General features: G+C 40.9%; 15 protein-coding genes. 6 read left to right on the top strand and 9 right to left on the bottom strand.

Features of this window, described 5'->3' with window-relative positions; all coding sequences use genetic code 11:
* Window positions 1-19: 19 nt before the first annotated feature.
* The 5 genes from cysS to typA all read left to right on the top strand — a co-directional run bounded on the left by cysS (window position 20) and on the right by typA (window position 7046).
* Window positions 20-1510 carry a cysteine--tRNA ligase gene (cysS, locus tag AC1W6K_RS03030; protein WP_481946402.1) on the top strand — a complete coding sequence of 497 codons (1491 nt, stop codon included), beginning with the start codon at window positions 20-22 and terminating at the stop codon, window positions 1508-1510.
* 2 nt (window positions 1511-1512) lie between these two features.
* On the top strand, window positions 1513-2253 hold the full coding sequence (locus tag AC1W6K_RS03025) for a rhomboid family intramembrane serine protease (RefSeq protein ID WP_481719321.1): 741 nt from the start codon (window positions 1513-1515) through the stop codon (window positions 2251-2253).
* A 1-nt stretch (window position 2254) separates the two neighbouring features.
* Window positions 2255-3106 carry a rhomboid family intramembrane serine protease gene (locus AC1W6K_RS03020; protein WP_481946401.1) on the top strand — a complete coding sequence of 284 codons (852 nt, stop codon included), beginning with the start codon at window positions 2255-2257 and terminating at the stop codon, window positions 3104-3106.
* Window positions 3107-3164: 58 nt separating this feature from the next.
* The gene (dxs, locus tag AC1W6K_RS03015) at window positions 3165-5123 is read left to right on the top strand and encodes a 1-deoxy-D-xylulose-5-phosphate synthase (protein ID WP_481946400.1); all 1959 of its coding nucleotides are present in this window, start codon (window positions 3165-3167) and stop codon (window positions 5121-5123) included.
* Window positions 5124-5237: 114 nt separating this feature from the next.
* Window positions 5238-7046: a translational GTPase TypA gene (gene typA / locus AC1W6K_RS03010; RefSeq protein WP_481946399.1), complete on the top strand. Its 1809-nt coding sequence runs from the start codon at window positions 5238-5240 to the stop codon at window positions 7044-7046.
* A gap of 16 nt (window positions 7047-7062) precedes the next feature.
* On the opposite strand, the gene AC1W6K_RS03005 is transcribed toward typA, so the two are convergent.
* The 8 genes from AC1W6K_RS03005 to AC1W6K_RS02970 all read right to left on the bottom strand — a co-directional run bounded on the left by AC1W6K_RS03005 (window position 7063) and on the right by AC1W6K_RS02970 (window position 13620).
* Complete coding sequence (locus tag AC1W6K_RS03005; protein WP_481946398.1) at window positions 7063-8949, bottom strand: ComEC/Rec2 family competence protein; 1887 nt, start codon at window positions 8947-8949, stop codon at window positions 7063-7065.
* Window positions 8950-9033: 84 nt separating this feature from the next.
* Window positions 9034-9606, bottom strand: a complete 573-nt coding sequence (nadD, locus tag AC1W6K_RS03000) for a nicotinate (nicotinamide) nucleotide adenylyltransferase (protein ID WP_481719326.1) — start codon at window positions 9604-9606, stop codon at window positions 9034-9036.
* Window position 9607: 1 nt separating this feature from the next.
* A complete protein-coding gene (gene gmk, locus AC1W6K_RS02995) occupies window positions 9608-10174 on the bottom strand; it encodes a guanylate kinase (RefSeq protein WP_481946397.1) in 567 nt (188 codons plus the stop codon).
* A gap of 15 nt (window positions 10175-10189) precedes the next feature.
* Window positions 10190-10462, bottom strand: coding sequence for a phosphohydrolase (locus AC1W6K_RS02990; protein WP_395783032.1), 273 nt, complete (start codon window positions 10460-10462; stop codon window positions 10190-10192).
* A 77-nt stretch (window positions 10463-10539) separates the two neighbouring features.
* Complete coding sequence (locus tag AC1W6K_RS02985) at window positions 10540-11124, bottom strand: sigma-70 family RNA polymerase sigma factor (protein ID WP_481719329.1); 585 nt, start codon at window positions 11122-11124, stop codon at window positions 10540-10542.
* 89 nt (window positions 11125-11213) lie between these two features.
* Complete coding sequence (locus tag AC1W6K_RS02980) at window positions 11214-11723, bottom strand: hypothetical protein (protein ID WP_481719330.1); 510 nt, start codon at window positions 11721-11723, stop codon at window positions 11214-11216.
* 1 nt (window position 11724) lies between these two features.
* Window positions 11725-12564 carry a rod shape-determining protein MreC gene (mreC, locus tag AC1W6K_RS02975; protein WP_395783038.1) on the bottom strand — a complete coding sequence of 280 codons (840 nt, stop codon included), beginning with the start codon at window positions 12562-12564 and terminating at the stop codon, window positions 11725-11727.
* Window positions 12565-12594: 30 nt separating this feature from the next.
* Window positions 12595-13620 (bottom strand): rod shape-determining protein, encoded by a 1026-nt coding sequence (locus AC1W6K_RS02970; RefSeq protein WP_481946396.1) that lies wholly within the window; start codon window positions 13618-13620, stop codon window positions 12595-12597.
* A 322-nt stretch (window positions 13621-13942) separates the two neighbouring features.
* On the opposite strand from AC1W6K_RS02970, the gene AC1W6K_RS02965 reads away from it, so the two are divergent.
* The gene (locus AC1W6K_RS02965; RefSeq protein ID WP_481719331.1) at window positions 13943-14869 is read left to right on the top strand and encodes an AraC family transcriptional regulator; all 927 of its coding nucleotides are present in this window, start codon (window positions 13943-13945) and stop codon (window positions 14867-14869) included.
* A gap of 53 nt (window positions 14870-14922) precedes the next feature.
* Here the strand turns inward: AC1W6K_RS02965 and AC1W6K_RS02960 are convergent, their stop codons facing one another.
* Entirely contained in the window at window positions 14923-16488 is a 1566-nt protein-coding gene (locus tag AC1W6K_RS02960) for a pseudouridine synthase (RefSeq protein WP_481946395.1), read from the bottom strand.
* Window positions 16489-16593 lie beyond the last annotated feature (105 nt).

The raw sequence follows: 16593 nt of genomic DNA, 5'->3' as shown, positions 1-16593 counted from the left end.
GAACCCACATCCGGTATTCATGCAGCCACTCAAAATATACAATACCCTAAGTCGAGAGAAGGAAGTTTTCGAAGCGATCAATGCGCCACATGTGGGGTTGTATGTCTGTGGACCTACCGTCTACAATTATGCGCATTTAGGCAATATTCGAACATTTACATCCTTTGATATTCTTCACCGATACCTCAAAAAAATCGGTTACTTAGTGCGCTACGTACGCAATATCACCGATGTCGGCCACTTAGTGGGTGACGGTGATGAAGGCGAAGATAAAATTGGCAAAATGGCCAAATTGGAAAAGTTGGAGCCCATGGAAATCGTCCAACGGTACACAAATGATTTTCATGAAGTTCTGCAGAAATTCAATTTATTACCTCCTAGTATCGAACCTACTGCTACGGGACATATTGTTGAACAAATTGAAACAACAAAATCCTTGCTTGACAAAGGCATGGCTTATGAATCCAATGGTTCTATTTATTTCAATATTGAAGCTTACAACAAACAAGGGGGCGATTACGGTAAATTATCTGGACGTATTTTAGATGACCTTTTAACTGAAACACGTGATTTAGACGGCGTAGGCGAAAAACGTAGCCCACTCGATTTCGCACTTTGGAAAAAAGCATCCCCCGAACACATCATGCGTTGGCCATCCCCTTGGGGTGACGGATTTCCAGGCTGGCACTTAGAATGTACCTGCATGAGCCACAAATATTTAGGTGACACCTTTGATATTCACGGCGGTGGCATGGATTTGAAATTCCCGCACCACGAATGCGAAATTGCCCAGGCTAAAGCCGCTTATGGCCGCGCACCAGTCCGCTATTGGATGCATACAAACATGCTGACGGTTAACGGGCAGAAAATGAGTAAGTCGCTTGGTAATTCATTTTTGCCGAACGAATTAATTACAGGAAACCACCCATTATTGGAACAGCCATATAGCCCGATGACGGTCCGTTTCTTTATGCTGCAATCACAATACAGAAGCACGTTAGACTTCTCAAACGATGCCTTAAAAGCCGCACAAAAAGGATATAGGAGAATGGCGAATGGATTGCGCATCATAAAATCAATGGAGTTCCCAAGCGATACAATTGAAGCCGTGGATACGTCAATCGAAGCTGAAATACAGGCCGATATACAAGGATGCTACGACGGGATGAACGATGATTTAAATACTGCTGTAACAATTGCCAACCTATTTTCGTTAGTAAAGAAGATTAATCAATTGCACACGGGACAATTGAGTTTTGCACAATTGGGAGCTACGAATTTTGATTTGATGAAGTTGCATTACATCAGTTTCATGGAAGATGTTTTAGGCTTGTTGGAAGAGTTTCCTGCACAACAGGATCAGCTAATTAATGGCATGTTGAAATTGTACCAAGACTTTAAAGCTAATCGTCAATACGATAAAGTAGATGAGATTCGGGCTAGTTTTAAGTCCATGGGGCTACTTATTAAAGATATGAAAACCCGCATCGACTGGGGATACGAAGAATAATTATGTTTAGAGAATTAACACCAAACGTCCGATTACTAATTCTAATTAATGTGGGCATGTTTCTTGGCAAATCGTTTTTGCCAGACGAATACTTAAGCCTTCATTATTTTGGGGCCAAAGATTTTTACATCTTTCAGGTGGTAACCTACATGTTCGTTCATGGAAGTTTCATGCATTTATTAGGGAATATGTTTGGCCTGTATATGTTCGGATCATTATTGGAACGCATATGGGGTGCTCAGCGGTTTCTTTTCTTTTATTTTTTCTGCGGTATAGGCGCCGGATTACTTTATGTTGGCATCCAACATTTTGTAGATTTCGCAGAAATCCGTCGAGCGACGGAATTAGTTCTCAGTAATCCAAGTTCATTTAATTTAATGGACTATGCACAGCATTACGCCGTCATCGGTTCTCCACAGGGTGTAGCGTTAAATACGGAATGGATTCATGCCAATTATGACGAATACATTAATCGAAGTATTTTAGGGGGAGCCTCAGGATCTATTTTTGGCATATTAATGGCGTACGGGTACCTATTCCCAAATTCAGAAATGTTTTTGTTCCCACTTCCCATTCCCATCAAAGCCAAATATTTTGTCAGCTTCTATGGATTATACGAGCTCTATCAAGGCATACAACAATATGAAGGAGATAATGTGGCGCATTTCGCACATATTGGAGGGATGATTTTCGCGGTGATACTTTTAAAAATATGGGGCACTAAACGAACTAATTTTTATTAAAATGCAAAGCATTTGGAGTGATATAAAATTAATTTTCCAACAACCCAATCGGGGGTTGATGCAACTCATCGTGATTAATGTTGGGGTATACATTGCCTTAATGTTGACGAAAGTAACTCTCATACTGACAGGTAAATCGGATTTTTTTGAAGGCTTTCTTGAACAACTAAGTTTATCCTCCAGATTCGCAGAATTCAGCCATAAACCGTGGACTTTTTTAACCTATTTTTGGGTGCATGTGGACCTGATGCATGTGGTGTTTAACATGCTTTTCTTGTATTGGTTCGGTCAAATTTTACAAGATTTTTTAGGTCAAACGAAGACGATTCAATTGTACTTTGTAGGCGGCTTAGCAGGCGCAGTAACCTACATTGTTGTTTTGAATACCATCCCATTTTTCATCAATCAGGGTCCAATGTATTTAATAGGAGCCTCTGCAGGTGTATACGCAATCGTTACAGCTGCCGCGACATTACGGCCAAATTATACGGTTCATTTATTTCTAATCGGACCGGTTGCTATTAAATATATATCTGGATTTTACGTGATATGGTCTGTTCTTGAAAGTGTTGGATCTAATGGTGGGGGAAATATTGCACATCTCGGAGGGGCACTAGCAGGTGTTTTTTTCGTAATTTACACCAAACGTGTACAAAAACCTTCCCAACGAATGGAAAAAATAATGTCCTATGTTACGGTAGCCGCTCAAAAAACAGTTAGCGTAAGCACATCAGAAATCGTTGAAGAAGAGGAACTTAACCAAATTTTAGATAAAATATCCAAATCAGGTTTTGATAGTTTAAGTAAATTAGAAAAAAAGAGATTATTTCAGGCTAGTCAAAAAAACGAATAAGCCTGAAAAACATTTTTACCTTTGTGTTGTTAAACTTTCACTTGAATAAATTATTATCGTGTCTACCCAATTCCCAGCAGGGCCTTTACTGAGTAAGATTCAATCTCCATCGGATTTGCGCAAGCTTTCCGCGGATCAGCTACCCGCTGTTTGCCAGGAATTGAGACAATTCATTATTGACCATGTTTCCGCCAATGGAGGGCACTTCGGAGCTTCTTTGGGTGTAACTGAGTTAACCGTCGCACTGCATTATGTCTTCAATACCCCAGATGACCAGTTGGTGTGGGACGTAGGCCACCAAGCGTATGGACATAAAATTTTAACGGGCCGACAGCCTGTTTTTCATACAAACCGACTGTTTGGAGGCATCAGTGGTTTCCCAAATCGTTCGGAAAGTAAGTACGACGCCTTTGGAGTAGGACATTCGAGTACGTCCATTTCTGCAGCACTGGGAATGGCAGTGGCATCTCGTTATAAAAAAGAATCGCAACGCCAGCACATTGCCGTAATTGGAGATGGTTCAATGACAGCAGGTATGGCATTCGAAGCCATGAATCATGCAGGCGATATTCCTAACAATATGTTAATCATCTTGAATGACAACTGCATGGCGATTGATCCCAATGTAGGTGCACTAAAGGAGTATTTAACAGACATTACAACATCTCATACCTACAATAAAGTAAAAGATGACGTTTGGAATTTGTTGGGTAAAATGTCGAGCTTCGGTAAATCCGCACAAGAAATTGTATCGAAAATCGAGAATGGATTAAAGGCTACATTGCTCCAGCAGAGCAATCTATTTGAGTCCTTAAATTTGCGGTATTTTGGCCCAATCGATGGACACGATATTGCTAACTTAACGACCGTTCTTAACGATTTAAAGGATATTCCGGGTCCCAAAATTTTACATTGCATCACAACGAAAGGAAAAGGATATTCCTTAGCGGAAAAAGATCAAACCCTTTGGCACGCACCGGGTAAGTTCGACAAAGTGACCGGCGAAATCCATAAAAAGACATTTGATAATCCACAGCCTCCTAAATACCAAGAGGTTTTTGGTCATACGTTACTTGAGCTTGCAGAAAAAAATGACAAAATCATGGGAGTGACACCTGCCATGCCGTCAGGATCTTCCCTAAATATTATGATGCGCGCAATGCCAGACCGCGCATTCGATGTAGGAATCGCAGAGCAGCATGCCGTTACATTTTCTGCCGGTTTAGCAACCCAGGGATTAACCGTTTTTTGTAACATTTACAGTTCATTCATGCAACGCGGATACGACCAAGTCATTCATGATGTATGTATCCAAAAACTACCTGTCATTTTTTGTCTCGATCGAGCAGGACTTGCTGGGGCAGATGGTGCAACGCACCATGGTAATTTAGACCTCGCCTACATGCGCTGCATTCCCAACATGGTTGTGGCAGCGCCACGTAATGAGCAAGAATTACGCAATATGATGTACACGGCCCAGCTCGATTCATTTAAGGAATTAGGGACCGCCATGACCATTCGTTACCCCCGCGGAGAAGGCGTAATGCCAGTATGGAGGACTGATTTTGAAGAAATAGAGTTAGGTAAAGGCCAACAAATTTTAACTGGAAAGCAAGTGGCCGTATTGTCCATTGGTCACATTGGGAATGAAGCCGAAAAAGCTTGTCTTTTACTACGCGAACAAGGCTTAGAACCAGCTTTATACGACATGCGTTTCGTCAAACCACTCGATGCAGCCCTATTACACACTATTTTTAAGTCATACCCCCATGTTATCACCGTAGAAGACGCCTCAATCGTAGGTGGTTTCGGGTCAGCCATTGCTGAATTTATGGTTGATAACCAATATACGAACCAATTAATCCGTTTAGGAATTCCAGATACCCTTATTGAGCACGGAGAACAATCCGAATTGTATCACCTTTGTGGCATCGATTCCAAAGGAATTGCACAAAAAATAGCTGAACTATTTCAAGCTAAATCCACCCAAAAGGTCTTCCAGTCCGTGACCCACTAAATTCACTGTCTCTGATTTTTAATCAATTAGCACTTTTCAAAGAAATTATACATACCTTTGCACCTTGAATTTCCCAATTAAAGGATTTTCGTTTCATTCAACGAATACATTTTTATGCAAAGCATTCGCAACATTGCCATCATTGCCCACGTTGACCACGGTAAAACGACCCTAGTTGACAAAATCATTCATGCTTCTAAGATTTTTAGAGAAAATCAAGAATTTGGAGATTTGATCCTTGATAATAACGACTTAGAGAGAGAAAGAGGAATTACGATTACGTCCAAAAACGTATCTGTTCGTTATAATGGAGTGAAAATCAACATTATTGATACACCTGGTCACGCCGACTTTGGCGGTGAGGTAGAACGTGTTCTATGTATGGCAGACGGTGTTATCTTGTTGGTGGATGCCTTCGAAGGCCCAATGCCTCAAACACGTTTTGTATTATCAAAGGCCATAGCTTTGGGATTAAAACCAATCGTTATTGTCAATAAAGTAGATAAAGAGAATTGCCGTCCAGACGAAGTTCACGAAAGTGTGTTCGACTTGATGTTTAACTTGGAAGCATCGGAAGATCAATTAGATTTCCCATGTATTTACGGTTCTTCGAAACAAGGATGGATGAGTACTGATTGGAAACAACCAACAGACAATATTATCCCCTTATTGGATGCAATCATCGAGCATATTCCAGCTTCTAAAGTTCAAGAGGGTACTCCTCAAATGCAGATTACTTCGTTAGATTATTCTTCATTCGTAGGTCGTATTGCGATCGGTCGTTTAGAGCGTGGTACTTTGACAGAGGGAATGCAAATCGCGCTTTGTAAAGCAGATGGTAGTACGAAAAAAATGCGAATCAAAGAGCTTCAAGTTTTTGAAGGTCTTGGTAAAGTTAAAGTTGACAGGGTAGAATGTGGTGAAATATGTGCCATTACAGGTATTGAAGATTTCGAAATTGGTGACACCGTTGCTGATGCAGAAAATCCAGAGGCTTTAGCACGTATTGCGATCGATGAGCCTACGATGAACATGTTGTTCACAATCAATAATTCCCCGTTCTTTGGTAAGGAAGGGAAATTAGTTACCTCGCGTCACATCCGTGATCGTCTGTTCAAAGAGACGGAGAAAAACTTAGCCCTAAAAGTTTTAACCACAGAAAGTGAAGATAAATTTTTAGTTTTTGGCCGTGGAATTCTACACTTATCGGTGTTAATTGAGACCATGCGTCGTGAAGGATATGAGTTACAAGTAGGTCAGCCGCAAGTTATCTTCAAAGAAGGTCCAAATGGTGAGCGCTTAGAGCCTATCGAATCATTAGTCGTAGACGTTCCGGCTGAAGTGGCTGGTAAAGTAATCGAATTAGCGACGCAAGGAAAAGGCGAATTGTTGATTATGGAACCGAAAGGTGACTTGCAACACTTAGAATTCAATATTCCATCACGTGGTTTGATTGGATTGCGCTCGAAAGTGTTAACTGCTACTTTTGGTGAGGCAATCATGGCCCATCGATTTATTCAATATGAAGAGTTTAAAGGTGCGATTCCTGGGCGTATTAACGGGTCTTTAATCTCGATGAATACAGGTCCTGCGATTCCATATGCAATCGATAAATTACAAGACAGAGGGGTATTCTTTATTGATCCAGGTGAAGAAATTTATACAGGGATGGTTGTAGGCGAGCATAATCGTCAAAACGACATCGAGGTAAACCTTCAAGCAGCGAAGCAATTAACAAATATGCGTGCTTCGGGTACGGATTCAAATACCAAAATTGCTCCTAAATTAAACTTCTCATTAGAAGAGTGTATGGAATTTATCCAAAAGGATGAATACTTAGAAATTACACCTAAATCCTTACGTATGCGTAAAATTTGGCTAGATCCAAACGAGCGTAAACGTAACGAGAAGAAACCTAGCTAATTCAATTCAGGCTGCCTCACAAGGGCAGCTTTTTTTTGAAATTAACCGCAGGGCCTTCACTCAAAAATGTTACCCCGCGAGAAGGTAAACCTCGGATTTGACTCAACCGATAGATACTTGGCCTACGTACAAAATACCAATGAGACATCGGCCAAAATCTTAACCATCGCAAATCTTTATTTACTTGATCAGGCTCGATAATCAAGTCGGTGACGACATGCGAACCCGGCGCACAAGGTTTGCTCGCCACAAAAAAGCTTCGCCCCGCATACTTCCAAGCACGCGGTAGATTCCGCGATATGGTGTCTTGAACGTGCGAGGATGCCAGCAAAGGAACAATGTTCGATTGCACCCAAGACGGAGCTATCTGTCCATAAGGTACCGCATGCGCTCCAGCTACCTGAACAGCTATAGCCCGATTCTCATGAACTGTAACGAATAACTCATCTTTAGGCAACCAACTTATTCGCTGAAAAGTTAAACATAGAATCACCGCCCCCATCAAAAAAATCACCCCAATTGCACGCCTATACCACCAAATCGCGAGTAAACATACCAAGAAAAAATAGGCAATAACCTCCCAAAAACTTAGTTGGAGCAATGCGATTACCGGATGAAAATAATCGGCAACAAAAAACAGTAGCCCATGAAAACATTGGAAACAAAAGGAAAGTAAATAACCCAACCAAGAGAAATTAAATGGGCTTAATACCAGAAATATAAAACCGACAGCTAACGTGATACTTGATAAGAGTATTAAAAGCGGGTTGAGTAGAAAAAAATAGAATGGATGTGGGAATTGATGAAAATAATACAAAACCAAAGGCCAAGTAAGTATTTGAGCCGCAATCGCCACACACGTAACTTCCCATAATTGATTGACTAGCCAGTATTTACTTGTATACCCATTTTTCATCTTAGACTGAAACAGGATCAACCCAAGAACTGCAGCATAGGACAACTGAAATCCAGCATGAAAAATGAATTGAGGATCCCAAGCCAAGAGAACTAAACAAGAAAATGCAAGCGTATTGACGGGGTGATGATTTTGACGAAATGACTTAGCCCCCAAAATGACAGAAAACATCCAAGCGGAACGCAAAACAGGTCCAGAGAAGCCCGTCAAACCAGCATAAGCCCATAGAAAAAGCATAATCATCAAAAAATGTATCCACGGCCAGCGGCGTAAAAAGCCAAAAATAAATGCTAAACCTAAATACAGAAAACCAACATGTAACCCCGAGACCGACAAAATATGTATTGCCCCTAAAGAAGCATAGCGCTGCATCGTCTCAAAATCAATGGTAGATGCTACACCCAAAAACATCGCCTCCGCAACATCGCGATCGACTCCCACGGGAAGGGCACGCTGAAGGGCCCTTTGAAAATATTTTTGACTACGCGTCAACCAATCCCACGAATTTCCTACGATACCCCATTGCTCCCATTGGTCGTTTTTGACATATATTTGCCCGCCTACCCCCTTTTGCGCAAAGTATGCCGACCAATCCATACCGCCAGGAAATATAGGTGCTGGCATAGGATTTAAATAACCAATGACTAAATAAGTAGCTCCGCGCTGGGGTGGGCGTGCCGACTTCTCAAAATAGACGCGCCAAAATCCGGAAGCGGAATACCATGTGCCCTGATCACGCAAAGCGAGCGCACGACCTACAACTAACCATGTTTTCGCCTTTTCGATGGGTGCCTCCACTACCTCCACCACACATGCACGCATGGCTGGATCGGGGGCTAGGGAACAAGGAATTTGTACTTGATCAAAACGAAAAATACTGAGGGTAATTAATGCGAGTGCGAACAAAAATTCAGCTTGAACAAGACTTAAACAAAGGCCTAACGTGGCTAAAGGAGCCCAAGCCCATTGCGGACAAAATTGTGCCATCAGCGTTCCGAGAACCCAATAAATCAATAAACGAACGTAAGGAAACGGACTAAAAAATGAATACAAGACCTGAGGCGAAAAGGCCTAAAGGTAGAATTTTTTAATATCGATTTGTTGCTCCACTTGATCAGGAACTAGATATTTTATGGATTTCCCACGTTGAATACACGCGCGAATATAAGTTGCCGAAATCTGTAAAACAGGTGCATCAATTCGTGTAACATGTTTGTGATGCCACAAATCACTCATTTGTTCCTCCCCTCTTGGATAAACGAAAAGACCATAATAATCAAGTATTTGGTTATAGTTTTTCCAGCGGGTAAACTGTTCTAAGTTGTCGCCACCAAGTATAAGCGTAAATGTATGATTTGGGTGCCGTTCTGACAGATGCGTGAGTGTATCAATCGTATACGATGGTTTACGCAGATGAAACTCAATATCACAACTCTTAAAATTAAAATTCGCCTCAATTGCACGCTCTACCATATCAAGCCGATCAAATTCATGCAATAAAGTCTTACTTTTCTTAAGCGGGTTTTGTGGTGATACAACAAACCAAATTTGGTCCACATCCGTTTGATTCAATACGGCTTGTGCAATGATTAAATGGCCATGATGAATGGGATTGAACGAACCAAAAAATAGGCCAATTTTCATACTATTTCGTAAGATTGTCAAATAGGCGTTGGGCTTCTTCCACCGCATTTTCTAGCACATCGTTTACCAAAACAACGTCAAATTTATCCTGAAAAGCCCATTCAAACTTCATTTTAAATATACGCTTGGAAAGCGATTCTTCTGTTTCAGTCCCGCGCGAACGAAGCCGCTCTTCCAAAATATCTAGCGAGGGCACTTTAACAAAAACTGCCAAAGCCCGCCCTTTATAATATTTCTTAAGTGCTAGGCCTCCACGGACATCAACATCAAAAATAACATGTTTCCCTGACGCCCAAATACGTTCAATTTCAGATTTCAAAGTACCATAATAGGCCCCTGGATACACCTCTTCCCACTCGACAAAAGCTCCTTCATTAATTTTGTCACGAAACTCATCGGGTGTTAAAAAATAATAATCTTGTCCATCTGTTTCTGCACGACCTCGTTTATCTCGGGTACACGCAGAAATAGAAAATCCCAGATTGGAATTATTTGCGAGTAATTGTTTAACAATTGTTGTTTTTCCCGAACCGGAGGGCGCAGAGAATATGATTAATTTACCTTCCAAGGTTATTGATTTAAGCTAACAAAATAAGGGAATTAAGATGGAAATAAGGATTAAAACTAAAAAAAGTTTTGCCTCAATGCGCGTAAATAAGTCCGATGGACAAGAGACGGAACATTTAGTTTTAATCGCGTTTTTCAAGGATTGTTCTAAGTTGTACCCTTCTTGACAAGGTAAACACTGATCTTTATTAGCCAAAAATTGCGCCTCTTCGGCTGATGTTGCTTCCTTATCTAAGATTCGTTGAATCACCTGAAGGCATTCTTTATGATGTGTGCAACTCGTTTTCATACCCTATAGCTTACATTTTGGACTCATACCTAACAATGGTCAAGGTCATTTTAGTTCGTTTATTCAATGACAAAGTGTCATACATATCCTTTTGATCTAGCATAGGTAGTCAAAGCCTCTTTAAGTAAAGTCCGCGCACGATGAAGTCGCGAACGCACGGTGCCAATCGGGATATTCAAAATTCGAGCCATTTCTTCATAGCTAAATTCTTCAAGATCACAGAGTATAATGATCATGCGAAAATCGACAGGTAGGGCTTGAATCGCCGCCGTAATTTCATCGCCAAGCATTTCATTAACAGTTTCTGCCTGCAAATCAGCTTGAAAGGCAGGTTCCGAATCTTCATCCCCTGTGATTGATTGCTCAACCCATTCAAACTCAACTTTGGATGGCCCCCGTGATTTTTTACGGTAATCATTAATAAAATTATTCTTAAGTATGCGAAATAACCAGGCTTTGGCATACGTCCCTGGCTCGAAGGAATGAATAAAGCGGAAGGCTTTCATGCAGGTATCCTGTACCAAATCACGCGCCTCATCCACGTCATTCGTTAATTTTAATGCGAAATTGTACATCGCATCCATGTGTGGAAAAAACTCTCGCTTAAAAGTAGCATGCGCCACAGTTGGAGAAATTTTAGAATTTTCTACTAGAATATCCATAAGTTAGGCATTTAGGCAAAATTTTGCGTGCACTAACTCTTGCAATTCCGTATCCAAAAAAATTCGAAGAAATAATCTGCCAAAAAGACTTATTGGTCCCGATTGAAAAATTCCAATAACCCAAATACGAGTAACCCTAAAATAGCTGAACTGAAGGCGCGAACTAAACTAAGGCCAAACATTGCAAGGTCACTCGCTTCAAAAAGAAACAAAATCAAATGATGCGATACGAGCATTAAACCTACATACGGAAAAAACCACAGCCATTTCATTTCAGATAACGAGATTTCAGACCGTTCATCATAGCCATTTGCAGGTGTTAAAATCCGAAAAAAAGTAGGCCGTAACAAGGCAACTAGAACCGTCCCAAAGGCGTGTAGTCCATGGGTATTATAAAACACATCTATGATCCAACCAGAAAAAAAAGCAACCACAAGTAATAATGGAGTGGCAATACGCATGGGCGCTTTGATAATTCCCCACACGTAAATAAAGCAAAAAGCTACATTGGCAAACGCAATATCCCGCAAAAATAAAACCTGCAAAGCCATTGCTGCCATTGCCCCCAAAAACCACTTCACCGATAAGCTCGTATTCATGCTATTCCGCTTTAGGTTTATTTTGCTCCAATTTAGCTTGTTGGTAAGCTAGTCTGTTCTTTATCACATACACATATGTCAACGTAGAAAACTGTGTGAGCAACATTACTTTTATGTCATGAAATGTATCATCCTTTTCAATCCCTACTTTCGCAACGATCCCAATGGGGACGTTGGGAGGAAAAACGGCATTGTAATCAGAAGTAACAACAGTATCCCCTTTGACCACTTTCTTATATTTTGATACATCCATTAATTCACCTACTTCCGCTTGGTAGCCAGACCACTTCATATAGCCCAATTCCCCTGAAGATTTCAATTTAGCAGAAACGGTATTACTCGTATGTAATACGGAAACAATCAGCGACAAATTTTGAGTACACGACATGACTTTACCCACAATTCCCGTGGATGAAATCACCGCCATTCCTGGTTTAATTCCATCCGCAAGTCCTTTGTCGATTGTCAAATAATTTTGAGCCAACTGCGTCGTTTGATCCATCACTTTGCAGGCAACAGCTTGATAGCGATTTAATAGCGCCGCACTCGCAAAATAAGGTATTTTCCCAGTTGGTTGCTGCTGACTACGCAACTGCAATAATTGCGTGTGTAATCGTGCATTTTCCGCGGCTAACTGCGCGTTTACAATACGTAATTGGTGATACTTTTTAACCTCCTGAGTGGTAGATAAAATCGAAGCAGCCCACTGATTAGTGGTATTAAAATACCAGGTATGCTGGTATGAATTATAACTAAAAATCGCCCAAAGATTCACAATTTCCAACACCAAAAACAGGAGGAATGTCCGCTGTCTCAGTAGGAATTGGAACAATTGATTCATGCCAAACGCAATTAAAAATGAATGGAAAATCTAGGTAATTAAAACTGCTTTGTATTTTTCCAAGTTTTTCAAGATTTCTCCCGTACCGCGTACTACCGCCTTCAACGGATCATCAGCCACGTGTACTTTTAATTGAGTCTTCTTTTCTATACGCTTATCCAATCCGTGTAACATCGCTCCTCCACCGGCTAAGTGAATTCCATTATGGAATATATCCCCCGAAAGTTCAGCTGGAGCACGTTGCAAAGTTTCCATGATGGCTACCTCAATTTTCGTAATCGAACTATCCAATGCGTAGGCAATCTCCGAGTAATTAATTAAAATCTCCTTAGGAATACCCGTCATTTGATCACGTCCACGAATCTCAAAATCTGCTGGAGGATTATCTAATTCCGGTAATGCAGCGCCAACTTGTATTTTAATTTGTTCAGCAGAACGCTCTCCGATAACCAACTTGTGCTCACGCAATAAATAATCTTTAATGTCACGTGTGAATTCATCTCCAGCAACACGAATCGAATTTTCAACGACAATTCCACTTAAGGATATGATCGCAACTTCGGTTGTTCCACCACCAATATCAACTACCAACGAGCCATTAGGCTGCTCAATATCAATACCAATACCAATAGCTGCAGCAATAGGCTCATGAACCATGTAAACCTCGCGAGCGCCCGCATGTTCAGCTGAATCCTTTACCGCACGCTTCTCAACTTCCGTGATACCTGATGGTATACAAATTACCATGCGCAATGCTGGAGTGAAAAAGGAATTACCCTTGTCCATCATTTTAATTAAACCGCGCATCATTAACTCTGCCGCTGTAAAATCAGCAATAACGCCATCCTTTAAAGGACGAATAGTTTTAATATTATCGTTGGTTTTTTCGTGCATCATCATGGCTTGACGACCAACAGCCAACACTTTATTTGTGTTCCGGTCGAGCGCAATGATGGATGGTTCATTCACAACCACTTGATCTTTGTGAATAATCAAGGTATTTGCAGTCCCTAAATCGATTGCAATGTCCTTGGTAAGGAAATTAAATAGTCCCATGGTGTTTCAAAAAAGGGCGTCAAAGCGCCGCCTAATTTCATAAAAAACAAATTTACAGATAAAAAATGACCTAATAATTTATTTTATTTCAATTTTCTGCCAACTCTAAAAATAATTATAAAAAACAGTCTGGCATTGATTTATAAAGTTCCCAAAGCCCTTAAACGAAGCTTATAGGTATATTACAATAATATACCTCAAAAATGATTTCTCATTTTTGTAAAATATTACGCTAAATATTTTGGAATTATTATCTGATTTATTAGTTTTGTCCAAGTTTTGAAAATCAAAGTAGCGTTTAGAGCCATTAATTCAGCATTTTATGGAAGATTATAATAAGATCATTGAGTCCCTTGGAGTTAAATTTATCAAGGCTCGTAACATTAGAATATTACAACCTATTCGCATCAAAAATTACTATGATGTAGAAAACTCCCTCTTGATTTTGTACAAAGGGGAGGTTTCATTTGGCGAAGAAGATACTCCTGTAGAAGAAGGTGACATGCTTTTTATTCCAGGCGGTAAGATGGTTAGCGTAACCTATGGTAACGCTGAAAAACCAAAGGCTGTCAATAACGAGGAATTCATGACACACCGTGAATTATATTTTGATCTGAATATGGATTCTTCCCTAATTGGGTCACATCATAATTCATTTGGTATGGTTGCTTTTGAGGCAAAAGTTTTTGATTCGGTCAATTTCTTTACCTCCTTAGATATTCCTCCTTTTTTGATTAAGAAGGACGAAAAACTAGCACAAACGATCAAGGAGATTTTGCTCGAAGATTTATCGGATGAAATCGGAAAAGGCCGTATTATAAAAATTAAAACGGAAGAAATTGTCATCGAAGTTATTCGCTACATTATCCAAAACCGTTTGTTCGTCGAGCAGCTAGCAACGAACAGTACGTATTTCAAAGATCCACGTTTAATAGATATTTTTGCGTACATCAAAGATCATATTGGTGGTGACTTATCCAACAAAGTGCTCGCAAATGTTGCGAACGTTTCCGAAGATTACGTTGGCCAATATTTCAAAATGTTGACCGGAATAAATCCACAAGATTATATTGAATACCAACGCATGGAAGCGGCCGTTGGCCTACTTCGCACGACTAAGAAATCCATCCGTGCGATTGGTTCTGAAGTTGGGTACAAAGACACGGCCTATTTCTGCCGTCGATTTAAAATGATGTTTGGTATTCCTGCAGGAAAAATGAGACGCCGCGAATCATTGATGAATATTTAATATATACTTCCAAATCAAAGAAAAGGCCCGATGAGAATCGGGCCTTTTCTTTGTTATAATAGGTACTTCAACTTCACTAACTCGCGCTCTGTTAGGTAGCGCCAACTTCCTCGAGGTAGATCTTTTTTAGTTAACCCTGCAAAAGTTGTTCGGTCCAATTTAGTCACTTCATAACCCAAGTGTTCAAAAATACGACGAACAATGCGGTTTTTACCTGAGTGAATTTTCACGCCAACGACATAGCCATCGGGAGTTACTTTCGCCAAATCATCTACTTTAACTTCACCATCTTCTAAAGTTAAACCGGCCTTAATTTTCTCAAAGTCCTCATCCGTAAGCGGTTTATCTAATTCGGCTTGATAGATTTTTTCAATCTCATTTGATGGATGCGTCAATTTATCCGCTAATTCGCCATCGTTTGTCAATAAAATTAAGCCTGTTGTGTTTCGGTCCAAACGACCTACTGGATAAATACGTGCTTCGCCCGCATTTTTCACTAATTCCATAACAGTCTTACGATCTTGAGGATCTTCCGTCGTCGTTAAGAAATCTTTAGGCTTATTTAATAATACATAGGCTGGCTTCTCACGGTTTAATCTACGATTTCCATATTTCACCACGTCAGTCGGGTTCACCTGATAACCCATTTCCGTTACTACTTTGTTGTTCACTTTGATTTCACCCGCCTCAATCAACTTATCCGCATCTCGTCGCGAACATATACCCGCATTGGCAATGAAACGATTTAAGCGAACCTCATCTCCTCTTCGCTCCGTTTGAGCAATTTTCTTTTGAATTTTGGCAGGAGCGCGCTCCTTATAACGATCTAATTTATATTGTGGGGTAAATGCAGGAGCTTCATCATGCCGATTTCTACTTTTGAATGTTTCTCGTTGCGAAAATTTAGTTTTTCTAGCACCATCTTCACGTGGGGTAAAAGAACGACTTTCCTCTCTTGGTTCAAAACTTGGTTTTAATTCGCGCGTAGGTCGAGGCTCGAAATCTCCCCCGTCGCGGCGGTATGGTGTAGGCGTATTTTCTCCTCCGTCAAATTCTTGTTGTGGCGTCCTAGGAGTAAAAGGTTTTCCATTATATGCACGGCGCTCACCACCTTCCTCACGTGGTGCGCGAGGCGTGTACGGGCGATCACTAGATTCTTCCCGGTTGTAAGGACGACGTCCCCCATCATCTGCACGTGGTGCACGAGGTGTGTACGGACGATCACTTGATCCTTCCCGGTTGTAAGGCCGGCGTTCGCCACCTTCTGCACGAGGTGCGCGAGGTGTGTACGGACGATCGCTTGATCCTTCCCGGTTGTACGGTCGGCTTTCTCCACCTTCTGCACGTGGTGCGCGAGGTGTATACGGACGATCGCTTGATCCTTCCCGGTTGTACGGTCGGCGTTCGCCACCTTCTGCACGTGGTGCGCGAGGTGAGTACGGACGATCGCTTGATCCTTCCCGGTTAAATGGTTTACGCTCTCCTCTTGACTCGCTACGCGGGCCTGTCGAACTATCTCCAAAATTTCTTGCTGATGATCTACCTTCAGATCTTGATGCGGATGCGTTACGCGCTGCATCTGAACGACGGTTGTCGTCCTTTTGAATTCTTTTTCTCATAAAATATGCAACATCACTGCTGTATTAATTCGGAATAATATTCCTTACCTATTTGATAATTTCTACAAATGTACATGAAAATAATGAGCATAGCTTATTACATTT

Source organism: Aquirufa sp. (assembly GCF_964796385.1).
This window is presented reverse-complemented; position numbering and strand designations above follow the sequence as displayed.